The organism is Streptomyces sp. B3I8 (genome assembly GCF_030816915.1).
Taxonomy (GTDB): Bacteria; Actinomycetota; Actinomycetes; order Streptomycetales; family Streptomycetaceae; genus Streptomyces.
Map to the genome: position 1 here is coordinate 5,680,056 of NZ_JAUSYN010000002.1, position 24,987 is coordinate 5,705,042.

The 24,987-nt window shown below is 73.1% G+C and carries 19 protein-coding genes and 1 pseudogene; 13 read left to right on the forward strand and 7 right to left on the reverse strand.

Annotated elements, in window-relative coordinates:
- Positions 1–547 precede the first annotated feature (547 nt).
- Positions 548–907, reverse strand: coding sequence for a beta/gamma crystallin domain-containing protein (locus QFZ64_RS27285; RefSeq protein ID WP_307070147.1), 360 nt, complete (start codon positions 905–907; stop codon positions 548–550).
- A gap of 924 nt (positions 908–1,831) precedes the next feature.
- Here QFZ64_RS27285 and rsgA point away from each other — a divergent pair.
- A complete protein-coding gene (gene rsgA / locus QFZ64_RS27290) occupies positions 1,832–2,950 on the forward strand; it encodes a ribosome small subunit-dependent GTPase A (RefSeq protein ID WP_307070150.1) in 1,119 nt (372 codons plus the stop codon).
- 29 nt (positions 2,951–2,979) lie between these two features.
- Here rsgA and QFZ64_RS27295 read toward each other — a convergent pair whose 3' ends face one another.
- A complete protein-coding gene (locus QFZ64_RS27295; RefSeq protein ID WP_307070152.1) occupies positions 2,980–3,966 on the reverse strand; it encodes a helix-turn-helix domain-containing protein in 987 nt (328 codons plus the stop codon).
- 543 nt (positions 3,967–4,509) lie between these two features.
- Between QFZ64_RS27295 and QFZ64_RS27300 the strand changes: the two genes are divergently transcribed.
- The 3 genes from QFZ64_RS27300 to QFZ64_RS27310 all read left to right on the forward strand — a co-directional run bounded on the left by QFZ64_RS27300 (position 4,510) and on the right by QFZ64_RS27310 (position 8,802).
- The gene (locus QFZ64_RS27300; RefSeq protein ID WP_307070154.1) at positions 4,510–5,946 is read left to right on the forward strand and encodes a protein phosphatase 2C domain-containing protein; all 1,437 of its coding nucleotides are present in this window, start codon (positions 4,510–4,512) and stop codon (positions 5,944–5,946) included.
- A 179-nt stretch (positions 5,947–6,125) separates the two neighbouring features.
- A complete protein-coding gene (locus tag QFZ64_RS27305; protein ID WP_307070157.1) occupies positions 6,126–7,868 on the forward strand; it encodes a pyruvate dehydrogenase in 1,743 nt (580 codons plus the stop codon).
- A 415-nt stretch (positions 7,869–8,283) separates the two neighbouring features.
- Positions 8,284–8,802, forward strand: a complete 519-nt coding sequence (locus QFZ64_RS27310) for an ATP-binding protein (RefSeq protein ID WP_373430673.1) — start codon at positions 8,284–8,286, stop codon at positions 8,800–8,802.
- A gap of 54 nt (positions 8,803–8,856) precedes the next feature.
- Here QFZ64_RS27310 and QFZ64_RS27315 read toward each other — a convergent pair whose 3' ends face one another.
- Together QFZ64_RS27315 and QFZ64_RS27320 are read right to left on the reverse strand one after the other, a co-directional pair.
- Complete coding sequence (locus QFZ64_RS27315) at positions 8,857–9,894, reverse strand: DUF2637 domain-containing protein (protein WP_307070159.1); 1,038 nt, start codon at positions 9,892–9,894, stop codon at positions 8,857–8,859.
- A gap of 335 nt (positions 9,895–10,229) precedes the next feature.
- Positions 10,230–11,120 (reverse strand): (2Fe-2S)-binding protein, encoded by an 891-nt coding sequence (locus QFZ64_RS27320; RefSeq protein ID WP_307070161.1) that lies wholly within the window; start codon positions 11,118–11,120, stop codon positions 10,230–10,232.
- Positions 11,121–11,287: 167 nt separating this feature from the next.
- On the opposite strand from QFZ64_RS27320, the gene QFZ64_RS27325 reads away from it, so the two are divergent.
- A complete protein-coding gene (locus QFZ64_RS27325; protein ID WP_307070163.1) occupies positions 11,288–12,139 on the forward strand; it encodes a GntR family transcriptional regulator in 852 nt (283 codons plus the stop codon).
- A gap of 544 nt (positions 12,140–12,683) precedes the next feature.
- Here QFZ64_RS27325 and QFZ64_RS27330 read toward each other — a convergent pair.
- The gene (locus QFZ64_RS27330; RefSeq protein WP_307071886.1) at positions 12,684–13,448 is read right to left on the reverse strand and encodes a hypothetical protein; all 765 of its coding nucleotides are present in this window, start codon (positions 13,446–13,448) and stop codon (positions 12,684–12,686) included.
- Between the two features lie 243 nt (positions 13,449–13,691).
- Positions 13,692–15,389, reverse strand: coding sequence for a PucR family transcriptional regulator (locus tag QFZ64_RS27335; RefSeq protein ID WP_307071887.1), 1,698 nt, complete (start codon positions 15,387–15,389; stop codon positions 13,692–13,694).
- 418 nt (positions 15,390–15,807) lie between these two features.
- On the opposite strand from QFZ64_RS27335, the gene QFZ64_RS27340 reads away from it, so the two are divergent.
- The 7 genes and pseudogenes from QFZ64_RS27340 to QFZ64_RS27370 all read left to right on the forward strand — a co-directional run bounded on the left by QFZ64_RS27340 (position 15,808) and on the right by QFZ64_RS27370 (position 23,106).
- Entirely contained in the window at positions 15,808–16,698 is an 891-nt protein-coding gene (locus tag QFZ64_RS27340) for a xanthine dehydrogenase family protein subunit M (protein ID WP_307070165.1), read from the forward strand.
- Positions 16,698–17,171, forward strand: coding sequence for a (2Fe-2S)-binding protein (locus QFZ64_RS27345; protein WP_307070167.1), 474 nt, complete (start codon positions 16,698–16,700; stop codon positions 17,169–17,171). The genes QFZ64_RS27340 and QFZ64_RS27345 overlap by 1 nt, the downstream gene beginning before the upstream one ends.
- A 6-nt stretch (positions 17,172–17,177) precedes the next feature.
- Positions 17,178–19,622, forward strand: a complete 2,445-nt coding sequence (gene pucD / locus QFZ64_RS27350; RefSeq protein ID WP_307070169.1) for a xanthine dehydrogenase subunit D — start codon at positions 17,178–17,180, stop codon at positions 19,620–19,622.
- A 44-nt stretch (positions 19,623–19,666) separates the two neighbouring features.
- On the forward strand, positions 19,667–20,926 hold the full coding sequence (locus QFZ64_RS27355; RefSeq protein ID WP_307070172.1) for an XdhC family protein: 1,260 nt from the start codon (positions 19,667–19,669) through the stop codon (positions 20,924–20,926).
- A gap of 60 nt (positions 20,927–20,986) precedes the next feature.
- A pseudogene (locus tag QFZ64_RS27360) lies at positions 20,987–21,863 on the forward strand (helix-turn-helix transcriptional regulator); the annotation flags it as partial.
- A gap of 16 nt (positions 21,864–21,879) precedes the next feature.
- Positions 21,880–22,074 carry a DUF397 domain-containing protein gene (locus QFZ64_RS27365; protein ID WP_307070174.1) on the forward strand — a complete coding sequence of 65 codons (195 nt, stop codon included), beginning with the start codon at positions 21,880–21,882 and terminating at the stop codon, positions 22,072–22,074.
- 423 nt (positions 22,075–22,497) lie between these two features.
- Positions 22,498–23,106, forward strand: a complete 609-nt coding sequence (locus QFZ64_RS27370) for a hypothetical protein (RefSeq protein WP_307070175.1) — start codon at positions 22,498–22,500, stop codon at positions 23,104–23,106.
- A 149-nt stretch (positions 23,107–23,255) separates the two neighbouring features.
- Here QFZ64_RS27370 and QFZ64_RS27375 read toward each other — a convergent pair whose 3' ends face one another.
- Complete coding sequence (locus tag QFZ64_RS27375) at positions 23,256–23,696, reverse strand: SRPBCC family protein (protein ID WP_307070177.1); 441 nt, start codon at positions 23,694–23,696, stop codon at positions 23,256–23,258.
- A 159-nt stretch (positions 23,697–23,855) separates the two neighbouring features.
- On the opposite strand from QFZ64_RS27375, the gene QFZ64_RS27380 reads away from it, so the two are divergent.
- Positions 23,856–24,824: a UDP-glucuronic acid decarboxylase family protein gene (locus QFZ64_RS27380; RefSeq protein WP_307070179.1), complete on the forward strand. Its 969-nt coding sequence runs from the start codon at positions 23,856–23,858 to the stop codon at positions 24,822–24,824.
- The last annotated feature ends 163 nt before the right edge of the window (positions 24,825–24,987 follow it).

Consider the following 24,987-nt stretch of genomic DNA (forward strand, 5'->3'; position numbering starts at 1 on the left):
ATCGCCGTACCGTCAAGGACGGTTTCCCGCAGGGATGTCCCGGCTGTGCCGTGACCATGGTCGCGTCGCCTCCGACCTGCGATGATGCGGCATCCTCGCGTGGGACCGACGCGTTCGGCCCGCGTGTGCAGCGCGGAAATGACACCGCCCGGTGGCCGACAAGTGCCCTGTTCCTGTCGCTTTTCGAGAACTATTGCCCGTACGCCTGTCCTCTTTCTTGGGGGGTGGTGACTGGGAGGGCAGTACAGAGGGGCAAGCGGGTGGTCGGCGCTCTGGACAAGTGGTGAAGGAAGGCTACGGAATGAGCGGCGAAGCCGGGGTCGGCTCCTGAGTTCTCGATGCGGTAAATCTCCGGAACAGGCCGTCGAGCTGTCCGGGCAGTGAGAGGGGGCGGCCGCGTGGATACGTTTCGCATGGGAAGTCACGGAGCAGTCCCGGGTGGCGTCGATGCGGCAGCGGGCTGAGGGGCGGGCACCGGGAACGGTGAAAACCGTGCCCAGCGCCCGCCCCACCGGTCGGGGAGTCCTGGTGCGGGCCCCGCGACCCGCTACAGGATCTCGATGGCGCCCACGTGCGGAGGGTTGTTGGGGAACGTGATGATGAAGTTCTTGGGATAGGAGACGACGGTGCCATTGACGTCGTAGTACCTGACCGCGTTGTTTCCGGTCGAGATCTTGTCGACCCAGATGCCGGACCCGAAATCCGCCCTGCCCTTGTTCGCGAAGCACCACTGTCCCACGACGGGCGCATGGAAAATGGGGTCGATGTGGTGGTCCCACACCTGAAGGTAGTCGGACGGGCCGCAGGGCACGCCGCTGATGGCGTGGGCACTGCCCGTGGGAACCACGGCGGCCAAGACGGCGGCGGCAGCGACGGGGAGGGCGAGGCGCAGTTTCCTGGACAGCATTTCTGACTCCTTTTTGGGGCCGGAACGTGAAGTGAGTGCGGTGCGGCGACGACGCTAAAAGTGAGATCTCCGTACCGTCAAGGACGGTTTCCCGCGGGGGTGCGACGGTTGCCCCGCGATCATGGCCGGGGTGCCGCCTGCCTGCGGTGATATGGCATCTTCGCGTCGGCGTCGATGCGCTCGACTCGTGTGTGCGGCGCGGAAACGGCACCGCCCGGCGGCCGGTACATGGCCTGTTCCTAGCGGTTCTCGGTCAGCATTGCCCGTACGTCTGCCCTCTTTCTTGGGGGCGAGGGCCGGAAGGGCAGTGCAGAGGGGCAAGTGGGCGGCCGGCGCCACGGCCGACAGGTGACGGAAGATCACGGAATGAGCGGTGAATTCGCGGGGAAGACTCCTGGATCTTCCTCGAACTTTTCGGCCCGCGCCTCCTTCGATACGAGGTCGCCGTCTCCGGGCGAGTGAAGGTGTTCAACGTGATGCGGCGATTCCCGGAACGGGCCGTCGAGTTGTCCGCGCAGTGAGAGGGGGACGCCCACATGGGTACTTTTCCCATGGGTCGTCACGGGGGAGTTCCCGGGGGACGTCGACGCAGCGGCGGGCCGGTCGAGTGGCTGTGCGATGTCCCTGCGGTCCGGTCCGGTCCGGCCCGGGACCGACACCGTTCGGTCGGGGTTGGCGGGGTGGAAAAGCTGTGGCGCGTCGCCGGCACCGGCGGCTATGGTCGCGTTCGTTCCTGCGGCTGCCTCGTGCCGTGGGCGTCTGCGATGTGATCCAGGAGGTGTTGACCGATGACTGTCGTGGCGACGGGCGTTGCCCGCATCCGGAAGTTCGTCAAGTCCACTCCTGTGGCCGCCGGCTGATCCCACTTCTCCTTCCCGCGTCCGAACACGCGGTGCCGGGGCCACCCATGTGAAGGGTTTCCCCTTGTCTTCCTCCTCTCTTTCGAGCTCTCTCCCGAGCCCGGCTTCGTCGCATCCGCTGGCCCCGTACGGCTGGGATGCGAGCTGGGAGTCCGAGTTCACCCCGTACGCCGAACAGGGGCTGCTGGCCGGGCGGGTCGTGCGTGTCGACCGGGGGCAGTGTGACGTTGTCACGGCGGACGGCGTGCTGCGGGCCGACACCGCGTTCGTCACGCCGCACGATCCGTTGCGGGTCGTCTGCACCGGTGACTGGGTCGCCGTCGAGCCCGCCGGTGATCCGCGGTACGTGCGTGACTGCCTGCCACGGCGGTCGGCATTCGTACGGTCCACCTCGTCCAAGCGGTCCGAGGGGCAGATCCTCGCCGCCAACGTCGACCACGCCGTCGTCGCCGTGTCGCTCGCCGCGGAGCTCGACCTCGCTCGCGTCGAGCGGTTCCTCGCGCTGGCCTGGGAGAGCGGGGCGCGGCCCCTGGTCGTGTTGACCAAGGCCGATCTCGTGGGCGATCCCGTGACGGTGTCCCACCTCGTCGAGGACGTCGAGGGCGCCGCGCCCGGGGTGCCGGTATGTGCCGTCAGCGCGCTGGGCGGCGACGGGCTCGACGTCCTCGGTGCCGCTGTCGCCGGCGGTACCTCCGTGCTGCTCGGGCAGTCCGGGGCGGGCAAGTCGACGCTCGCCAACGCTCTGGTCGGCGAGGACGTCATGCGCGTCCACGCCACACGTGACGTGGACGGCAAGGGCCGTCATACGACCACCACGCGCAACCTGCTCGTGCTGCCCGGCGGCGGCGTCCTCATCGACACCCCCGGGCTCCGGGGGGTCGGGCTGTGGGACGCCGAGGCCGGGGTCGGCCAGGTGTTCGCGGAGATCGAGGAGCTGGCGCGGGAGTGCCGGTTCCACGACTGCGCGCACGGCACCGAACCCGGCTGCGCCGTGCTGGCCGCGCTCGACGACGGCCGGCTGGCGCAGCGGCGACTGGACAGCTACCGCAAGCTCCAGCGCGAGAACCAGTGGATCGTCGCCAAGACCGACGCCCGGGTCCGGGCGGAGCTGCGCCGGGACTGGAAGCGGAAGGGGGCACAGGGGCGCGCGGCGATGGAGCTCAAGCGCGGACGCCGGGGATGACCCGGGGCAGGGTGGCCCGGCGCGGTGTGTCACCGCCGGGCCACCCAGCCCCGTTCGTAGGCCTGCCAGCCCAGTTGGAGCCGGGTCGTCACCCCGGCGATCTCCATCAGGTGCCGCACCCGGCGCTGCACCGTGCGCAGGCCCAGGTCGAGCTGCTTGGCCACGCTCGCGTCGGTCAGGCCGGCCAGGAGCAGGGAGAGGATCTCCAGGTCCGTGCCGTCGGGCCCCTCCGGCCGCTGTTCCTCCACGGAGCCGTCACGGCCCAGGCGCAGCGGCAGCGCCTCCCGCCACACCGTCTCGAACAGTCCCGACAGCACCTCCAGCAGTCCGCTGGCGTGCACGACCAGCGCGGCCGGCTCGGCGTCGGGCGAGGAGACCAGCGGCACCATGGCGAGCGTGCGGTCGGCGACGACCAGCTTCGTCGGCACCCGCTCCGCGACCCGTACCCGCTCGTCCCGGCCCAGCGCGGCCGACAGTTCACCGACGGCGGCCGGGCCGTCGAGCACCGCCCGCTCCACCACCACGCGGTAGCGCACACCCCGGGCGGCGGCCTGCTCCTCCGCGTGGTTCTCGGCCGCCGTGACCGCCATGGGCACGCCGGTGACCAACGCCTGCACCTCGTCCGTCGCGCCCAACTGGAGCTGCAGGAACCGCTGTGCGACCGCCGCCGCGCCGGTCACCACCTCCACCAGGTCGTGCACCGTCGGCTCCGCCGCCCGCGCCCTGTACTCCTCGACCAGTGACGCCGCCGTCAGCTCCGCCTTCTCCAGCTCGTGCCGGTGCTGGGTGAGCAGGGCGCCGAGCGCGACACCGGGCGGTGCGGCAACCCAGCGGCCGGGCCGGGAGGAGGACTGGGCAGCCAGACCGTGCCGTTCCAGGCGCCGCAGGGCGCGCTCCGTGTCGTGCTCGCCGAGCGTGAGCCGCCGCGCCAGGTCGGGTATGTCGGCGGCACCCACCGACACCAGGGCGCGGTACGCCGCCTCGTGCGTCTCGTCCAGACCGATCGCTGCGAGCATGCGGCGACGTCCCTCCCGATGACTTGTACGGATCGAATGGATCGAATGGATCGGACGGATTGAACCGATCGTGGGGCTTGGGGCTGTGCGGGGCGTGTGGGTGTGCGGCTGTGTGGGGTTGTGGGGGAGCTGTGGCTTGGGTGACACGTGTGGCCTGTGTGGCGGGAAACTGCCATGACGCAAACCCGCCCGCCAACATCATCGCGGTATCCGCGTCCACTCTGACAAGGTGGCGCCACCGCCGGTCGTACGGGGCTGTTCAGGTGTCCCGTACGGGGGCGGACGACGCGCGGTGGTTCCGCGCGGTACGCGGGCGGTCGGTGTCCGGCCCGCGGCCGGTGCGAGCCGCACGTCTCATGCCCGGCGGGCGCGGTCCCGCCCGGGCCCGCCGACGCCGCCGGACGGCCCTCCCGTGGGGGGTGGGGCCGTCCGGCGGTGCGGAGCGGTGGTGCGCGGGTTCCGGTACGCCGTCGGGCACCGGACGCGCGCGGCTTTTCCTGATGCGCCGTTTTCAAATGGCCCTCGCGGGCGACAATTGGGGGCATGAGCCAGCAGGGGGAGAGCCGGGAGCGGCCCATCGGCCGGGAGGACGACTGGTGGCGGGAGCTGTACGACGGTTCCGCGCAGGACGCGGGGCCGAGCGCGGCGGGTGACTCCCTGGACGACCGGTTCGCCTCGGCGGGAGCGGTCGTGGAGGACGCGGGGGCGGATGTCGGGGCGGATGCCGGAGACGACATCGAGGCCGGTATCGGGGCAGGCGACGGGGAGGACTTCGAGGACGAGTACCGTCCATGGGGCGGTTCCGGTGCGGTCGCCCACGAAGCCGACGTGCCTCCGGCACCCCCGGCACCCCCGGCACCGTCAGGCCCTCCGGCACCGTCCGGCGCGCAGGCACCGACCACGCCGCCGGTACCGGCAAGCCCTCCGGCGGCTTCCGCACCCCCGCCTCCGACACCTGCGGCACCCCCGGCTCCCGTGTCCTCGCGCGGACCGGAGGACGCGGTCCCGCCGCCCTCGGCGCCGCCCCGTGTCCCCGCGAGCGTCCTCCACGTGGGGTCCGGGCCGCCCACCTACGACGCCGAGCCCACCGCGCTCCCGCTGTCCGACCCGGACGTGCTGCGGGACGTCGTCCCGGACACCGTGCTGGACGGAGCCCGGTACGGGGCCTGCACGGTGCGGGCCGTCTCGCTGCGGGGCGATTCCGGGCGATTCCGCGGTGAGCCGCGGCGGGACGCGCTGCTCACGGCCCGCTTCGGCGGGGGCGACGACGCGTTGGTGTTCGTCGCCGTGGCCACCGGCGCCCGCGGCACCCCCGGCGCGCACCGTGCCGCCGCCGAGCTGTGCCGGCACATCGGCCGCGCCGTCGGCCGCAGCCACGGACGGCTCGCCGAGGACATCCGCGCCGGGCGCCGCGGCGACCTGAAGTCGGGGCTGCAACGCCTCACCGACCGCTCCCTCGGCCGGCTCCGCGCCGACGCCGTCGAGCAGGGGCTGGACCCGGACACGTACCACGCCGCCCTGCGCTGTCTGCTGCTCCCGGCCGACCCCGAGTGCCGGGTCCGCGTCTTCTTCGGGGCCGGTGACGGCGGGCTGTTCCGGCTGCGGGACGGCGAGTGGCAGGACATCGAGCCGCGGGCCGGTGACGGCGCCGGTGCCGTCCCCGGGTCCGGGGGCGGGGACCGGCTCACCATGGACCTCGGCATCGCCGCCCCGCCGAGCCCGTACCGGCCCGCCCCCGAACCGCCCCGCGCGCCCTTCCGCTTCCGGGCCTCCGTCGCCCGCCCGGGTGACGTCCTGCTGCTATGCACCGCGGGCCTCGCCGACCCCCTGCGCGGTGAGCCGGAGCTGGCCCGGCACCTGACGGACCGCTGGGCCGGTGGCGAACCCCCCGGCCTCGCCGCGTTCCTCGCCGACGCCCAGGTCCGGGTCAAGGGCTACGCGGACGACCGTACGGCCGCGGCGGTCTGGGAGAAGGGGTAGGCGGAGCGGACAGCGGACAGCGGACGGAGTCCGGATGGTCGCACCGGGCCCCGTCGAAGTCGCGGCGTCCCGGCCGGTGTGGATGGATGGAATCGGGGCACCCCGTGCCGAGCCCCACAACCGCCACATCGCCACCGGAGCGCCCCGATCCGACCCCGCCGAACCGAAGGGCATGGACCATGGCCAAGCAGAACGTCGCCGAGCAGTTCGTCGACATCCTGGCGCGTGCCGGGGTCAGGCGGCTGTACGGGGTGGTCGGGGACAGCCTGAACCCCGTGGTGGACGCCGTGCGCCGGCACTCCGGCATGGACTGGGTGCACGTACGGCACGAGGAGACCGCCGCCTTCGCGGCCGGGGCCGAGGCGCAGATCACCGGCCGGCTGACCGCCTGCGCCGGCTCCAGCGGGCCCGGCAACCTGCACCTCGTCAACGGCCTCTACGACGCCCACCGTTCGATGGCCCCCGTCCTCGCCCTCGCCTCGCACATCCCCGCCGGTGAGATCGGCCTCGGCTACTTCCAGGAGACCCACCCCGACCAGCTCTTCCGCGAGTGCAGCCACTACAGCGAGCTGATCTCCAACACCCGGCAGATGCCACGGCTGCTGCAGACCGCGATCCAGCACGCGGTCGGGCAGGGCGGGGTGAGCGTCGTGGCGCTGCCGGGCGACATCGCCGGTGAGCCCGTGTCCGAGCGGGCCGCCGAGACCGCGCTGGTCACCTCCCGGCCGACCGTCCGGCCCGGCGACGCGGAGATCGACCGGCTGGTCGACATGATCGACGCCGCCGACCGGGTCACCCTCTTCTGCGGCAGCGGCACCGCCGGTGCGCACGCCGAGGTGATGGAGTTCGCCGGGCTGATCAAGTCGCCCGTCGGGCACGCCCTGCGCGGCAAGGAGTGGATCCAGTACGACAACCCGTTCGACGTCGGGATGAGCGGTCTGCTCGGGTACGGGGCCGCCTACGAGGCCACCCACGAGTGCGAGCTGCTGATCCTGCTCGGCACGGACTTCCCGTACAACGCCTTCCTGCCCCACGACGTGAAGATCGCCCAGGTCGACGTCCGCCCCGAGCGTCTCGGCCGCCGCTCCAAGCTGGACCTCGCGGTCTGGGGCGACGTGCGGGAGACCCTGCGGTGCCTGATCCCGCGCGTGCGGGAGAAGAAGAACCGCCGCTTCCTGGACCGGATGCTGAAGAAGCACGCCGACGCGCTGGAGGGGGTCGTCAAGGCCTACACCCGCAAGGTCGACAAGCACGTCCCCGTCCACCCCGAGTACGTGGCCTCCGTCGTCGACGAACTCGCCGCCGACGACGCCGTGTTCACCGTCGACACGGGGATGTGCAACGTGTGGGCCGCACGGTACCTCTCGCCCAACGGCCGCCGCCGGATCATCGGGTCGTTCTCGCACGGTTCCATGGCCAACGCGCTGCCCATGGCGATCGGCGCGCAGTTCACCGACCGCAGACGGCAGGTGATCTCGCTCTCCGGCGACGGCGGGTTCAGCATGCTGATGGGCGACTTCCTCACCCTCGTCCAGTACGACCTGCCGGTGAAGGTCGTACTGTTCAACAACTCCTCGCTCGGCATGGTCGAGTTGGAGATGCTGGTCGCCGGACTCCCCTCGCACGGCACCACCAACAAGAACCCCGACTTCGCCGCGGTGGCCCGCGCCTGTGGCGCCCACGGGGTCCGCGTGGAGAAGCCCAAGGACCTCCCCGGCGCGCTGAAGGACGCCTTCAAGCACAAGGGTCCGGCTCTCGTCGACGTCGTCACCGACCCCAACGCCCTGTCGATCCCGCCGAAGATCAGCGCGGAGATGGTCACCGGGTTCGCGCTGTCCGCCTCGAAGATGGTCCTCGACGGCGGCGTCGGCCGCATGCTGCAGATGGCCCGATCCAACCTGCGCAACGTGCCCCGCCCCTGAACCGCGGTGCCGCGCCGTCCGTGCCGAAGGGTGGGGCGGCAGGTACGGACATGGCGCATACCCGACCCGTTGTCGAGGGTGCGCCAGGACTGCCCGGCCGAACGGCCGGGCATGCATCCCCGTGAACGTGTTCGAGCCGACGACGACAGACCACGACGACGGACCACGACCACGAGTGCGAGTACGACGATGACCACGAGCACCACGATGACCACGAGTACGACCATGATCACGAATATGACCACGACCACGACCACGACCGCGAGTCACGGTGACGTACGGGGCGGGAATCCGGGGGATCATGAACGGGCAGCCGGTGTCGGAGTTACGGAGGGCGAGAGGCCGGACGGGGCGGACGGGGCGTGCGGAAGACGCCCGGCTGCGGCTCGGACTGGAGGCGGCGGACCTACGGTCCGTGTCCGAAGTGCGGCGTGAACTGCGCGAGTTGCTGGACGACCGGGCGGAGCCGGACCGCTCCGCCGTCGCCGAGCTGCTCACCAGCGAGCTGGTCGCCAACGCCCTCGTGCACACCGACCGCGAGGCGGTCGTCACGGCCGTCGTCTCGGGGGGCGAACTACACGTGGAGGTGCGGGACTTCGCGGAGAGCGGGCCCACGCCCCGGCCCTCTCCCGCGCAGGAGGAGCCGGACGCGGCCGTGCAGCGGACGAACGGCCGGGGGCTGGTGCTGGTGCGCGCCCTCGCCGACGCCTGGGGGGTGCGCGCGCATGGTGTGGGCAAGACGGTGTGGTTCGAACTGACCGATCTGACGACCGGTGCGGCATCCGGCCTGACGACAGATCGGGCGGCTGTCGATACTGCGGCTGTCGATGCGGCGGCCGAACCGACGGCCGCCGGTGCGGCGGGTCGTGCGACTGGCGAGGCGCCGGACGTGGGGGCGGTGAGGGGGCTCTCACTGGACGGGGACGCGGCCTGAAGGTTCAGGCCGCGTCCCCGTGGCAGTACGTACCGGCTCACCGTGTGCCAGTGCTCAGCCGAACTGCTGCTCCAGGTCCTTGAGCTTGCGCTCCAGCGAGTCGAGCCGAGGGAGAGCCTGTGTGTCGTCCTCCGATGTGAGGTCGACGGTGACGGAGTCCGAGCCGCCGGGCCGGACGGGCTGCAGGGAGGGGCGGGCGGCGCGCGCGGGCAGCTCCGCCTTGGGTATCGCGGGGTCCGCCTGCGCGGGCGCCCGTTCCACCTCGACCTGGTGGCCGCCGCCACCGCCGCGGCCGGGCAGCCCGCGGTGGCCGCGGCTGATCGCCTTCAAATGGGCGCGGTCCAGCTTCTCCTGCTCGCGCCGGCGCAGTCGGTTCTGCTCCTTCTGGCGCTGGTCCTCGCGGACCTCCTCGACGGCCTCGTCCAGGCTCCGCACGCCCTCGAGCAGCATCAGCGACCACGCCTTGTACGTCTCGCGGGGCGCCCGCAGCCAGCGGACGACGCGGATCTGCGGCAGCGGCCGCGGCACCAGGCCCTGCTCACGCAGGGCGGCCCGGCGGGTCTGCTTCAGCGCGCGGTCGAACAGCACGGCCGCGGAGAGCGACATGCCGGAGAAGAACTGCGGTGCGCCCGCGTGGGCGACACCCCTGGGCGCGTGCACCCAGTTGAACCAGGCCGCGGCACCGGCGAACGTCCACACCAGTATCCGGGAGCCGAGCGCCGCGTCGCCATGGCTGGCCTCACGTACCGCGAGCACCGAGCAGAACATGGCCGCGCCGTCCAGACCGAACGGGACGAGGTACTCCCAGCCGCCGGTGAGGCCGAGGTTCTGCTGGCCGAAGCCGACCAGGCCGTGGAAGGAGAGGGCGGCGGCGACCGCCGCACAGCAGAACAGCAGCACGTAGGAGGCGGTGCCGTACAGTGCCTCCTTGCGCCTGCGGCGCTCCTCGGCACGCTCCCACGAGTCGTCCGCGCTCGCGCTCTCCCCCGTGGTGCGCTTGCCGCGCGCGAGCACCGCCACCGCCGCCAGCATGCCCAGGAGCAGTACGCCGCCCGGCAGCAGCCAGTTCAGCGATATGTCGGTCAATCTCATCTGGGGTCCCTTGCATTGGGATAGGGCGTAACGCCCGCCATAGTGGCCCACTCCCGAGGGCCCTCAGGGGGTTTCGGGGCAAGAGGCCGCCAAGGAGGTGCAAGGGAATGCCCAGGGCGGCGATCTGCTCGAACTGTCGCATGAGGGGCGGGAGTTGAGTTCGAATAAGACTACCCGTAAGCGTGGTGCCACGAAAAGTTCCTGCGCCGAGTGAGGATATTGTGAACTACCTGTGACCTGCGCGGGAGGACACCGGATCGATACCGGTCCGGTACGGGGTCGTCCTGTTCGAAGTTGATCTTACGGCACGGCCCGGTGCGGTGGCCGACGGGTGGTCAGCCGACCGCGGGAGTCGTCAACTTGGCGACGCGGTCCTGGTCGCAGGTCCGAGGGCAGGTGACGCAGGTGTCGCGCGGGTTCAGTGTGTAGAAGAGGCAGCAGCTCACCCGGTCCCGGGTGGTCAGCGACTCGCCCCGCGGGCCGGTCAGTTCGCGGAACGCGGGGGAGCCGGCGTACGGCTTCTCCGTGCCCGGCAGCAGCGCCTCCAGCTCGCGCACGGCCCGCCGCTCCTCGCCGAGCAGGTTGCCGACGTACCAGAGCCCCTCCGTCATCTCGTCCGTCGCCATGCCCCACAGGCCCCGGCCGCGACGCCGCATCACCGGGCCGAAGGCGTCCAGGACCGGCCCCAGGTGCTCCGCCACCGCCGACCGCAGCTCCGCGCGCAGGGCATCCTCGTCCCGTAGGACGCGGGCGCCGGGCACCGAGGCCGCCGGGTCGCCGGGCAGGCAGGCGAAGCCGGCGGGGCGGGCGGCGATCCTGCCGTGCTCGCGGTCGTGGGCGACCCGCTCCACGGGCAGGTGCGGCACCCTGCGGTGCAGGAACCAGGGGAGCGTGAACAGCAGACAGGCCGGCCAGGCGTAGCGGTGCAGACCGAAGCCGGCCACGACGTCCGGGCGGCCGGGCCGGCCGTGGTCCCGCAGGACCTGCTCCCTGTCCCACGTCAGATACGCGTCCAGCGCCTCGGGGTCCCGTGCGAGCGCCGCGGCGCCGACCCAGGTGTCGCCCTCGGGCAGCGGCTCGTCCGGTCCGAGCGGGAGGAAGGTGATCCAGGGGAGTGCCTCGGCTGTGCGCTCGTACGACTCGGCGAGAACGGCGGCGGCCGTGCGGGGGGCCGCGGTGTCCGGGACGGTGCGGTCGGCGGGGCGGGCGGCCGTGGACAGGAGCATGCGGTACCACCGGGGTCGCGGGGCCTACAGAGGTAAGGCTTACCTTAGCGCACCGCTTGCGCTTTGACCCTGGGGCGGGTGCGCCTATCGTTCTCCCCGACTGGTGACAAAGGCGCGACTATGCCCTCAATGGGTGCCGTGTGCCGTCAAGTCCGTGAGGAGTACCCGTGGAACAGGCCGCTTCACGTCGTCCCGCCGACAGCCTCGGGTTCACGGACTCCCGCCCTGCCGAACCGCGTCCGGCCGCGCGGCCGCGGGCCGTCGGCCCCGAGCGGAGCCGTCCCGCCGCCGAGGGGGCCGCGCGGGGCGAGCACACGCACGCCGAGTTCCCGATCCCGTCGCCCCGGGCGGACGGGCGGCCCGTCGTACGGCGTACGTCGGTCCGGGGGCAGGTGCTGGAGGCGTTGCGGGCGGCGCTGGTCGCCGGGGAACTGGAGCCGGGCGAGGTGTACTCGGCGCCCGTGCTCGGCGAGCGGTTCGGGGTCTCCGCGACGCCGGTGCGCGAGGCGATGCAGCAGCTCGCGCTGGAGGGCGCGGTCGAGGTCGTTCCCAACCGGGGGTTCCGGGTGGTCGAGCGGTGCGCCCGCGAGTTGGCCGAGCTGGCGGAGATACGGGCGTTGCTGGAGGTGCCGGTGGTGCTGCGGCTCGCCCGTACGGTGTCGGCGGGGCGCTGGGCGGAGTTGCGGCCGCTGGCCGAGGCGACGGTACGGGCTGCCTCCGGCGGTGACCCGGGGGCGTACGCGGAGGCGGACCGGGCGTTCCACCGGGCGGTACTGGGGCTCGCGGGCAACGAGCAGTTGGTGCGGCTCGCGGACGATCTGCGTCGGCGGGCGCAGGGGCCGGGGCCGGTGCGCGGGGGTGCGCGGGGTGTGGGCGGTGCGGCGCGCCACGGGCGGGCGGCGCTTGTCGCCGACGCGGCGGAGCATACGGCGTTGCTGGACGCGTTGATCGCGCAGGACGCGGGGGCGGTGGGGGTGTTGGTGGGGGAGCACTTCGGCGGTCCGACCGGGAGTATGTGACCCCGGTCACGAGTGGCGTGGGGCACCTTGCGTGGGGCGCTTCGTTCGTCGCCGGGTGCGGGTGCGGGTGCGGGTGCGGGTGCGGGTGCGGGTGCGGGTGCGGGTGGGGGGGTGTTTTGCGCAGTTCCCCGCGCCCCTGATCGCCTGACGGGGTGGGCGGTTGTGGTGCGCCGGCGGGCGCGGGCGGGTGGGGGCTGGTCGCGCAGTTCCCCGCGCCCCTTGGGGGGTGGAGGTGGGGGGTGTTTGTGCGGCTCCCCCCGTGTGCCTGGGCGCCTGGTGGGTGGGCGGGTGTGGTTTGTGGGCGGGGTGGTGCGCGGTCGAGGAGGGGTCGCTGGTCACGGAGCGGGGCCCGGCCTGGTCGGTGGCGCGGGGAACCGCGCGACCGGCCGAGTGCGAGCCGCAGCCGCCGATGGTCCGGGCCCCCCGCCCGGTGGGCGCCCCGCTGTCAGGCGAACCGGCCCGGTGAGGGCGCCCCCGGGTCGGCAGGCGGCCCCGCCCGGTAGCGGCACCGTGCCGCGGAGTTGGCGCGGGTATGTGACGGCAGTCACAAAGTGTCGGGGACGTGTGGGGCGAGCCATGTCGGGACGCCGCCGAGGAGGCGGAACAGGCGGCCCGCCTCCGCGCGGAGGCGCCCCGCCTCCGGTTCCGCCTCCGCGTCCGCGAGCGACACCAGCGCCGGCGCCGTGCCGACGAGGAACCCCAACTCCTCCCGGATCCGCAGCGACTCGGCGAAACCGTGCCGCGCCTCCGCCAACTCGCCCTCGCGCAGGGCGAGTCCGGCGAGATGCCGCCAGGTGGAGGAGAGCAGCAGCGGGTCGTCATGGGCGACGGCACCCGCGTGCGCCCGCCGGTACGCCGCCTTCGCCGCCTGCGGGGAACGCGTGATGTTCTCGGCGAGCAGCCCCCGCCGGAAGTCCAGTTGTGCCCGCGCCGCCACCCCCGGCGCGATCAGCGCCGCGGCCCGTCCGAACGCGGACCGCGCCTCGTCCGCCCTGTCCCGCACCCGCAGCAGCGTCGCCGCGTACGCGAGCTGCCCGCGCTCGCAGGCCGCGGCGCCCCGCTCCTCGTCGGTGTGGGCCAGTGCCTCCGCCGTGCGCAGCGCGTCCTCGGCCTCGTCCCAGCCCTGTTCGGCGTAGAGGCAACGCTCCACGAGCAGGGCGACGCGCTGCAGCGCGGCCGGCGCCGTGACCGGTTCGAGCAGCGCCGCCGCGTCCGTCCAGCAGGCGCGGGAGCGCAACCGCCATATCGCGGTCTGGAGTGGATCGTCTCCTGCGGTCGTTCCGGTACCAGACATGGCGGTGAACGCCACATTGCCCTCCCCGAGCGCGCCGTCGAGCTGTTGAGTGGTGGCGGCATTCCAGCACCAATGGCGGAGCCCGCCAAGGGGCTGGGTGAAGGATTTCACAAAGTCATGGCGCGTCGGTCGCGCCCTGCCGGGCGCCGGTGCCCCGCCGTACGCGCCCCCACGCGGGTGTTCACGCACCGGCGCGCACCCCCACGCCCGCACCGGCGCGCACCCCCGCACCCGCAGTGGCGCGCGCTCCCGTCCCGCTCAGCTCATCCGCAGTGCCAGGAAGAAGTCCAGCTTGTCCTCCAGGCGGGACAGGTCGCGGCCGGTGAGCTGTTCGATGCGCCCCACCCGGTAGCGCAGTGTGTTGACGTGCAGATGGAGCCGGGTCGCGCAGCGCGTCCAGGAGCCGTCGGAGTCGAGGAACGCCTCCAGGGTCGGTATCAGCTCGGCGCGGTGCCGGCGGTCGTACGCGCGCAGCGGGTCGAGCAGCCGTGCGGTGAACGCCCGGCGCACGTCGTCCGGCACGAACGGCAGCAGCAGGACGTGCGAGGCGAGTTCGTGGTGGCCGGCCGCGCAGACCCGGCCCTGCCGCGCGGCGGCCACCCGGCGGGCGTGCCGGGCCTCCTCCAGCGCCCCGCGCAGTCCCTCCGCCGAGTGCACCGGCGCGCTGACGCCGAGGGTGAGCCGCCCGTCACCGTCGAGCCCGGCGGTCAGCGGTTCCCGTACCGCGTCGAGCAGGGTGTCGGCGAGGAGGCCGTACTCGGAACCGCCGTCCTCGGCCGGGACGGCAGGGAGTGGCACCAGCGCGACGGCCTCCCCACCCGTGTGGGCGACCGCGATCCGGTCGGCCGGCTCCGGGCCGTCGGCCGGCGGACCGACCAGGATCTCCTCGAGCAGCGCCTGTGTCGCCGGCCCGCTCGCGCCCCCGGCCGTCTCCTCGTTCCCGCCCCCGTCCCCGCCCTCCGTGCCGTCCCACTGGAGCCGGGCGACGACCACCTGCCACTGCGGGGCGGCGCCGAGCCCGGGCAGCAGGACCGGTGCGGCGACCCGCAGCCGGGCGGCGATCTCGGTCGGCGCCGCGCCCGTCTGCACCAGTTCGAGGACCTCCTGCGCCAGCCGTCGCCGTACCGTGCGCGCAGCGTCCCGGCGGTCGCGTTCCACCGCGATGAGCTGGGTCACCCCGTGCAGCAGGTCCAGCCGCTCCTCGGGCCAGTCCCCGGCGTCCGCGGACACCGCGAGCAGCCAGTCGGACAGCAGCGTCCCGCGCGTGTCGCCGTGCTCCCGCGGCGGGCGGCCGTCGCGCACCGGGAAGAGGGAGTACGGCGTCCCGTCCACGCTCACCCGGTACGGCGCCCGCCGCCCCGCGCGCACCGCCGTCAGGTGCTCGGCGGCCAGCAGGGCGCCCGCCCCGGCAGGCAGCGCGTCGCCGCGCCCGGCGACGATCCGGCCGGTGCAGGAGAGGACCCAGGCGCGCAGGTCGAGGTCGGTGCCGAGCAGGTCGAGGACGACGTCGGGGCCGCCGCCGGCCGGTCCGGAGGTCATCATCCGCCGGTGCCGGTCGACGACCGCGGCCAGATCGCCGGCCCGCTCCCCGGAGACCTGCCGCACGACGTACTCGGTGACGGTGGCGAACGCCACCGACTCGTCCACGGCGAGCAGCGGCAGCCGGTGCCGGGCGCAGGCGGTCACCAGGTCCTCCGGCACGCCGCTCAGTTCGGCGTCGCCGACGGCGAGCGCGGCGACGCCGGCGGCCACCAGGACGCGGACGAACGGTTCCGAGTCGGCCGGGCCGTGCCGCCAGGCCAGTCCCGTCAGGACCAGTTCGCCGCCCGAGAGGTAGCGGCCGGGGTCGGTCAGGTCCGTGGTCATCACCCCGCGCACGGTGCGGTCCAGTTCGTCCGCACCGCCCAGCAGCCTCAGGCCCAGCGCATCGTTCTCCAGCAGTGCGCGCAGCCGCATGTCGTCGCCGCCGTTCTCGTCTTTCACAGCATGTCGGAAGGGGGTTCGCAACAGGGCGATTCCGGCCGTCGCGGACCGTGGCCTGGTGCGTACGGGGCTTCGGGGCGGCTTAGCGCGAGAGCGGCCGGGTTGCCGACGGCCTCCGTTCATATGAATCTACAAGATGATGGATGTGGCCAGCGAACTCCTTCGGGTTTTCCGTGACCGACCCGGACCGCCGTGCCGCTGTGCACCGACCGCGCCCTCCGTACGCGGCACGCCGTCCGGGCCGGAGCCACCGCCTCCGCCCTGGCGTGAATCGAACGGAGGAGCGGGCCCGGTGAGCAGCGGGCGGACCCGGCGGGCAAGGAGGAGCGGCCCGGTGAGCAAGGAGGCGTGCCCCGAGCGCGGGAGCACGCCCCGAACGAGGGAGCCGGTCATGGAATTCCTGCGCCCCACCGGCTGGGACGAGGCGCTCGCGGCGAAGGCCGCGTACCCCGACGCCGTACCGCTCGCCGGGGGCACCGACGTGATGGTGGAGCTCAACTTCGGTCTCCGGCGGCCCGAGCGGCTCCTCGACCTCACCCGTGTCCGCGAACTCCACGACTGGGAGACCGGCGCCGGATCCGTACGTCTCGGCGCCGGAGTGCCGTACACGACGATCATGGATCGCCTGGGCCGCGCCCTGCCGGGCCTCGCCCTCGCCTCCCGCACGGTCGCCTCCCCGCAGATCCGCAACCGCGCCGGCGTCGGCGGCAACCTCGGCACCGCCTCCCCGGCCGGCGACGCGCACCCGGCGCTGCTCGCCGCGGGCGCCGAGGTCGAGGCCGCCTCCGTACGGGGCACCCGGCGCATCCCCGTCGACGACTTCTACACCGGCGTGAAACGCAACGCGCTCGCGCCCGACGAGCTGATCCGCGCCGTCCACATCCCCACCGCCGACGGACCCCAGCAGTACGCCAAGGTCGGCACCCGCAACGCCATGGTCATCGCGGTGTGCGCGTTCGGCCTCGCCCTGCACCCCGCCACCCGCACCGTCCGCACCGGCATCGGCTCGGCCGCCCCGACCCCCGTACGGGCCACGCCCGCCGAGGAGTTCCTGAACGGGGTCCTGGCCGAGGGCCGGCACTGGGACACCGGGCGGGCCGTCACCCCCGCGGCCGCCGCGGAGTTCGCCGCGCTGTGCGCCGCCGCCTGCGACCCGATCGACGACGTGCGCTCCACCGCCCGCTACCGCCGCCACGCGGTCGGCGTGCTGGCCCGGCGCACCCTGGCCTGGGCCTGGGAGGCCTACCGCGCCCGGCCCGACGCCTTCGAGGGAGCCGCGTGATGCGTGTCGGCCTGACCGTCAACGGACGTCCGCTGCGGGCCGACGACGTCCGGGAGAGCGAGTCCCTCCTGTACGTGCTGCGCGAGCGGCTGGGGCTGCCCGGCTCGAAGAACGCCTGCGAACAGGGGGAGTGCGGTTCGTGCACGGTCCGGCTGGACGGCACCCTCGTGTGCGCCTGCCTGGTCGCCGCGGGGCAGGCGGAGGGGAGCGAGGTCGTCACCGTCGAAGGACTCGCGGACGGGGACGGACTCGCCCCCGTCCAGCAGGCGTTCCTCGACGCCGGTGCCGTCCAGTGCGGCTTCTGCACGCCCGGTCTGCTGGTCGCCGCCGACGCGCTGCTGCGGCAGCGGCCCGGCCCCACCGACGAGGACATCCGCGAGGCGCTCGCGGGCAACCTGTGCCGCTGCACCGGCTACGAGAAGATCATGGACGCGGTCCGCCTGGCGGCCGCGCGGTACGCCGAGGAGGCCTGATCCCCGATGGCGACGAACGGCCGACCCCCGGCGGCCACGACATCCGGCGCGACATCCGGCGCGCCGACCGGCCTGCCCGCCGCGACGCCCCCTTCCACCCGGTCGACCCCGTCCACCCGGGGTGGCGTCGGCGAGTCCGCCGCCCGCCCCGACGGCATCCTCAAGGTCACCGGCGAGTTCGCCTACGGCTCCGACCTGTGGCACGAGGACATGCTCTGGGGCCGCACCCTGCGCTCCCCGGTCGCCCACGCCGAGATCGTCGCCCTCGACCCCACCGACGCGCTCGCCGTCCCCGGTGTCCACGCCGTCCTCACCCACGAGGATCTGCCCACCGCCGTCCGCCACTACGGACTGGTGATCCCCGACACCCCCGTCCTCGCCCACGACCGCGTCCGCCACCACGGCGAACCCGTCGCGCTCGTCGCCGCCGACCATCCCGAGACCGCCCGCCGCGCGGCGGCAAGGATCAAGGTCGTCTACCGCGAACTCCCCCTCGTCACCGACGAGTCGAGCGCGCTGTCCCCCGACGCGCCCCTCCTCCACCCCGGCCGCACCGACCCGTTCGCCGCCCACGTCCCGCACCCCAACGTCCTGCACCGCCAGCCGATCCTGCGCGGCGACGTGCCGTCGGCCCGGGAGCGCGCCGACGTGATCGTGACGGGCGAGTACGTCTTCGGCATGCAGGACCAGGCATTCCTCGGCCCCGAGTCCGGACTCGCCGTGCCCGCCGAGGACGGCGGCGTCGACCTGTACGTCGCCACCCAGTGGCTGCACGGCGACCGGCACCAGATCGCCCCCGTGCTCGGCCTGCCCGAGGAACTCGTGCGCATGACCCTGGCCGGGGTCGGCGGCGCCTTCGGCGGCCGCGAGGACCTGTCCATGCAGATCCACGCCTGTCTGCTGGCGCTGCGCACCGGCCGCCCGGTCAAGATGGTCTACGACCGCGCCGAGTCCTTCCTCGGCCACGTCCACCGCCACCCCGCGCGCCTGCGCTACGAGCACGGCGCCACCCGCGACGGCAGGCTCACCCACGTCCGTGCCCGGATCGTCCTCGACGGCGGCGCCTACGCCTCCACCTCCCCGGCGGTCGTCGGCAACGCGGCCTCGCTCGGCGTCGGCCCGTACGTCGTGGACGACGTGGACGTCGAGGCGCTCGCCCTCTACACCAACAACCCGCCCTGCGGCGCGATGCGCGGCTTCGGCGCCGTGCAGGCGTGCTTCGCCTACGAGGCGCAGATGGACAAGCTGGCCGTCGAACTCGGCCTTCACCCCGTGGAGTTGAGGCAGCGCAACGCCCTCGCGCAGGGCTCGGCCATGCCCACCGGACAGCGCGTCGACTCCCCGGCACCGGTCGCCGAACTCCTGCGCCGGGTCCGGGAGCGCCCGCTGCCGCCCGCACGCCAGTGGGAGACCACCGAGGGCGCGGACGTACGGCAGTTGCCCGGCGGCCCGTCGAACAGCACGCACGGGGAGGGCGTCGTACGGGGCGTCGGATACGCCGTCGGCATGAAGAACGTCGGCTTCTCCGAGGGCTTCGACGACCACTCCACGGCCCGCGTCCGCCTGGAGACGACCGGCGGCGAACCCGTCGTCACGGTGCACACCGCGATGGCCGAGGTCGGCCAGGGGAACATCACCGTCCAGGAGCAGATCGCCCGCACCGAGCTGGGCGTCGCCCGGGTCACCCTCGCCCCGGCCGACACCCGGGTGGGCAGCGCCGGTTCGACCTCCGCCTCCCGGCAGACCTACGTCACCGGCGGCGCCGTGCGCCACGCCTGCGCGCTGGTCCGCGCGCGGGTGCTGGAGCTGGGCCGGCACCGGTTCGGTGCAGCCCAACCGGTTTGGCACACCGAGGAGTTGCTGCTCACGGACGGCAAGGTGGTCACCGTCGGCGGCGAGGTGCTCGCCGGCCTCGCGGACGTGCTCGGCGAGGATGTGGTGGAGGTCGAGCGCGAGTGGCGGCACCGCCCGACCGAACCGCTCGACCCGCACACCGGGCAGGGCGACGGCCACCTCCAGTACACGTTCGCCGCGCACCGGGCGGTGGTCGAGGTCGACACCGAACTGGGCCTGGTCAAGGTCGTCGAACTGGCCTGCGCGCAGGACGTCGGGAAGGCCGTCAACCCGCTGGCCGTCACCGGGCAGGTCCAGGGCGGTACGGCCCAGGGGCTGGGCATCGCGGTGATGGAGGAGATCGTGATCGACCCCGGGACGGCACGGGTGCGCAACCCGTCCTTCACGGACTACCTGATCCCCACCCTCCTCGACACCCCGCCGATCCCGGTCGACCTGCTGGAACTGGCCGACCCGCACGCCCCGTACGGGCTGCGCGGCGCGGGCGAGGCCCCCACCCTGTCCTCGACCCCGGCGATCGTGGCGGCGATCCGTGACGCGACGGGCCTCGCGCTCGACCGGGTCCCGGTGCGCCCGGAACACATCGCGCCGGGCTGAGGCGTCGTCCCCAGGACCGCGGACCGCGGGAGGAGCCCGAGACAATGCTGGACATCGCCGAGGAACTGCACCGGTGGTTCACCGAGGGGCGTGAGATGGCGGTGGCCACCGTGGTCACCGTCCACGGCAGCGCGCCGCGTCCGCCGGGCGCCGCCCTCGCGGTGGACCGGGCCGGCACGGTGACCGGCTCGGTCTCCGGCGGCTGCGTCGAGGGCGCGGTGTACGACCTGTGCCGGCAGGCCCTCGCCGACGGCCGCCCCGTCCGCGGACGGTTCGGCCACGGCGCTGACGGCGACGGCGACGACGCCTTCGCCATCGGCCTGACCTGCGGCGGTGTCCTCGACGTCCTGGTGGTGCCGGCGCGGATCGGGGACCCGGCACGGGAGGTGTACGCGGCCGCCGTCGCCCTCGCGGCGGCGGGTCGCCCGGCGGCCCTGGCCCGAGTGGTGACGGACACGCGCACAGACATGGGCACGGACGCGTCCGCGGGCCCGGACCCGTACGAGGGCCGGGCCCTGCTCGTCCGCCCCGACGGCACGCACACGGGCGGCCTCGGCGGAGACCCGGCCCTCGACCGTGCGGTGGCGGCCGAGGCGCGCGCCTTCCTGGACGCGGGCCGCACCGGCACGGCGGAGGTGTCCCGCTGCGGGACGCCGCTCACGGTGCTGGTGGAGGCGTCCGCGCCACCGCCCCGGCTGATCGTCTTCGGCGCGGTCGACTTCACCGCCGCCCTGGTCCGCGCGGGCAAACTCCTCGGCTTCCACGTCACGGTGTGCGACGCCCGCCCGGTCTTCGCGACACCGGCCCGGTTCCCGGAGGCGGACGAGGTCGTCGTCGACTGGCCGCACCGCTACCTGGACCGCACCCGCGTCGACGCCCGCACGGCCCTGTGCGTCCTCACCCACGAGGCCAGGTTCGACGTCCCCCTGCTGCGCCGCGCCCTGCGGCTGCCGCTCGCGTACGTCGGCGCGATGGGCTCGCGCCGCACCCACGAGGACCGGCTGCGCCGGCTGCGCGAGGCGGGCGCGACGGAGACGGAACTGTCCCGCCTGCGCTCCCCGATCGGCCTCGACCTGGGCGCCCGCACCCCGGAGGAGACGGCGGTGTCCATCGCGGCGGAACTGGTCGCGGTACGGCGGGGCGGCACGGGGGCGCCGCTGACGGGGGCGGACATCCCGATCCACCGCGGAACGGCACTCTTCGCCGGCCGACCGGCCGTTGGCGACCGGCGGGGAGACGGTGCGGGCGACGGACGGGGTCTCTCCTCTCAGAGGCCGTCGGCCAGAAGCCGAAACACCGAGTGACCGGTCGGAGAACGCGGTACATCTCCTTGTCCGTGCACGCCGGAGGGCGGGCCCCACTGCATGGGATCCCCCGTCGTGCGGCGAGATGCGCCGGTCCCATGCGGCGCCCCGGGGCCCGCCTCCGGCATGTCAGGACGGCGGACCGCTCCGGTAACCAGCCCCGGGGGGTACCGCCGCGTACCACGTGGGTCTACCCGCGCCGTCGTCTGCGACCAGCGCGGTACGTCCGAGCGGGTGGAGGTCGGGGCGCGGACGGGTTATTCACCGTCCACCATCGCGTCGTACGAGCAGGGCAGGCGCGTACCGCCGCCCCGGTTCATCGACGTGGGACGAACTCCTGGACGCGGGTGGTGTCCTGCGGGAGATGAAGGAGGAGGTCGCGCGGGCGCAGTTCCCGGCGTTCTTCCGCGACGCGGCGCGGTTGGAGGCCGAGGCGGTAGAACTGCACGCCTACGACACTCATGTCATCAAGGGCCTGTTGCAGACGGAGGAGTACGTACGGGCTGTCTTCGCCAGGCGACGTCCCCTCCTCGACGAGGGGACGATCGAGCAACGGGTGGCCGCTCGGCTTCAACGACAGGAGATCTTCTCGCGGTGGCCGGTACCGCTGAGGAGCTTCGTCATCGAGGAGTGTGCGCTGCGCCGACCCGTCGGAGGGGCCGGGGTACATCGCGGACAACTTGAGCGCGTCCTGGCCGTCGCGCGGCACCGCAACGTCGAAGTCCGGGTCATGCCGCTGTTGCGGGAAGAACACGCGGGGCCGGGAGGCCCGTTCACGTTGATCGAGACCCGGGAGGGGCAGCGCATCGCCTACGTGGAGGTCCGGCGAAGCAGTTCTCTCCACACCGAGCGGAGTTCCGTACGAGGGCTCGAAGCGCAGTATGGAATCATCCGGGCCCAGGCTCTCACTCCGCGAGAGTCGATGCGCTTCGTAGAGGGGTGCTGGAAGAGCTATGAAGATGACAGCGGAACTGGCCTGGTTCAAGAGCACCTACAGCAGTGGCGAGGGTGGCCAGTGCGTCGAGGTCGCCCTCGCCGCTCCCGCCGTTCATGTCCGGGACTCCAAGGACACGGCCCGGTCCGGGCTGTCCGTCGCCCGGGACGCCTGGGCGGCGTTCGTCGGGTACGCCGGGGACCGGACACGCTGAGCCGGCGCCGTACGACCACCGTGCCCTGCCGCTCCGAGGGGAGCCGCAGGGCACACGTGGGTGAAGGGCGGTCGTGCCGGGGCGTGTGCGTGGCCCGTCCGGGGCGGCTTGTGGCTCGCATCGGCTTGTCCTGCCGCCTCCGCCTGCTGCCCGGAAGGGAATTGGGGTGACTTCCGCCGTAAACTCTCTCTTGGTTCCTCTGTGTCACTCAACGCACCGAAACGCAACCGCCGGTTGAACACCCGCGCCATGACGAGGGACACTATCCGGCGGATGCGAGTTCCCGGCCGACCGGCACTCGCCCCGATATCCTCCCGTGCGGGTCCTCGGAGGTCATCTGCCTAAAGTTTACTGGGCAGTTGACCTCGTGGTTTCGTGGTAACGTCCTCGCTCGGAGGGACAGTGCGACCTGAAAGGGAAATCGTGAACACGGAGAAGATCGCCGCTCGCCGCATCTCGCTTGAAGAGGTGACGAAGCTCGGCGTGCAGGACAGGATTTTCGTTTCCGCCGATTCGGCGGAACTCAAACTTCCCGACTGCTATGTCCCTGCCTTTCTGACCAAGCCCGGTGAGGAATTCGAGGGCGGCTCGATCACGGCGAGGACCGTGTTCCAGGAAGAGGTCTCCAGCCTTCCGGACGACGAGAACGACGCCGGCGTCCACGTGGCCGACGAGAACGGCCCGGTGACCATCGAGGTCCTCCAGTCCGCCGGTGTCGTGCTGGACCTGGCGCTTTTCGTCCCCGGTGGGGACAAGGGGGCCCTCTCGGCCCTTTACGCCGCGGCCCGGCAGGCGTTCGGTGCCGACGTCGTGCAGATCTGGCGCCAGGGCCTCAAGGAGGTTCCCGACGTGAAGGTCGACATCTTCGAGGAGCAGATTCCCCGGGGACGCAAGGGCGGCGACACTCCCAAGCGTGACCGTCGCGCGATCGACACCTATCCCACCCGCGCGGACTTCATCGAGTTCTCCGCGGGGTGGAAGCCGGTCGTCGAGATCCACAAGCCGGCCGTCGACGACACCCCGACCATCTGAGACGGCGGTAGCGGTATCTCTCGTCCCGGCCCGAGAGAACACCGAAGAGCGCGTGCGCCGGAAATGTTTTTCGACGGCCCCCTGGAACGCTCGGCGGGCCGTCGATTCATGAGCGTCACCGCCAGGCGTCAGGCGTCAGGTGTCGGGTGTCAGGCCGTCAACAGGCGGTCCAGTGCGTAGCCGTAGGCCCGGCGGGCGCCCGTGCGGACGGCAGGGTCCAGGAGGCGGGGGAAGCCGCGGACCCGCAGGTCCTCCTGCCACACCACGCGGGCGCCGCCCGGGGGATGCGGGTGGACGCGGATCTCCACCCAGCCGCGGAGCAGTCGCCCGTGTTTCTCCAGGCGGCAGCGGGCCGGGGTGTGCTCCGGCGGGGGCTCCCAGGCGGTGACCTCCATCGGATCGTCGAAGCCCAGCGGGCCCGCACCCGTGCGGCCCACGAAGGCCGTGCCCTCGTGGGTGGGCGGCTCGGTGAGGACGGTGATCCGGGTGAGCGGGGTGACGTCGGCGTGGCGCGGCCAGTCGGTCAGCCGCTGCCAGGTCTGGTCGACGGAGAGCCGAGGGGCGACGCGCTCCAGTTGGAAGAGGGCCACGGGGCGATCGTAGGCGCGGCCCGGCGTGCGCGCCCGCCGGGACGGGTCACCCGCCGTGGCAGGCCGCCCACCGGGGTGTACCGGGTCGACAGGTGCATATCGTGACGAATGGGTACTCGCCGCGCACTCGAGTGGACACGAGAGCGAAAGGAGAGGCCCGTGGATGTGCACACGTGGCGCCGCGCGCTGGTGACAGGAGGAGCGGGCTTCGTCGGCTCGCATCTGTGCGAACGTCTGCTCGATCAGGGCGCGGAGGTGGTCTGCCTGGACAACCTCGCCACCGGGTCGCGCGGCAACGTCGCACCGTTCGAACAACGGTCCGGGTTCCGCTTCGTGCGGGGTGACGTCACCGACCCGGCCGTGGTGCGCTCCCTGCCCGGCACCTTCGACCTCGTGCTGCACTTCGCCTGCCCCGCCTCGCCCGTGGACTACCTGCGGCTCCCGCTGGAGACGCTGGAGGCCGGCAGCACCGGCACCCGCAACACGCTGGAGCGCGCCCGGCGCGACGGCGCGCGGTTCCTGCTCGCGTCCACCTCCGAGGTGTACGGCGACCCCCTCGAACACCCGCAGCCGGAGACGTACTGGGGGAACGTCAACCCGATCGGGCCGCGCAGCGTCTACGACGAGTCCAAGCGGTTCGCGGAGGCGTTGGCCACCTCGCACCGGCAGGTGCACGGCACGGACGCGGCGATCGTCCGCATCTTCAACACCTACGGCCCGCGCATGCGGACGGGGGACGGCCGGGCGGTACCCACGTTCATCGCGCAGGCGCTGGACGGGACGCCGCTCACCGTCGCCGGGGACGGCGGGCAGACCCGGTCCCTGTGCTACGTCGACGACACGGTCGACGGGGTGCTCGCGCTGGCCGGGGCGGCGGGGGAGACGGGGCCGGTCAACATCGGCGGCAGTGACGAGATCACGATGCTCGAACTGGCGCGGCGGGTGGTGGAGCTGACGGGCTCGTCGTCAAGGATCCGCTTCGTGGAGCGCCCCGTCGACGACCCCGCACGGCGCCGGCCGGACACCACGCGGGCGCGGGAGGTGCTGGGCTGGCGGCCCCGTACCTCCTGGGCGGAAGGTCTCGAACGCACGATCGGCTGGTTCGCGGCGCGGCCCCTGGCGGCATAGCCGCGGCGGTCGTACGACTCGACTCGGGTCGTGGCTCACACACGGTGGCAAAGTGTGACAGGTCATGGCAAGTCGTCTCAAAGAGTTTAAGTCTGCCGCGGAAGGCCACTCGCCGTACCCGTAGGAACACGGACCCCACCCGCACACGGAGACCCACCCGCCG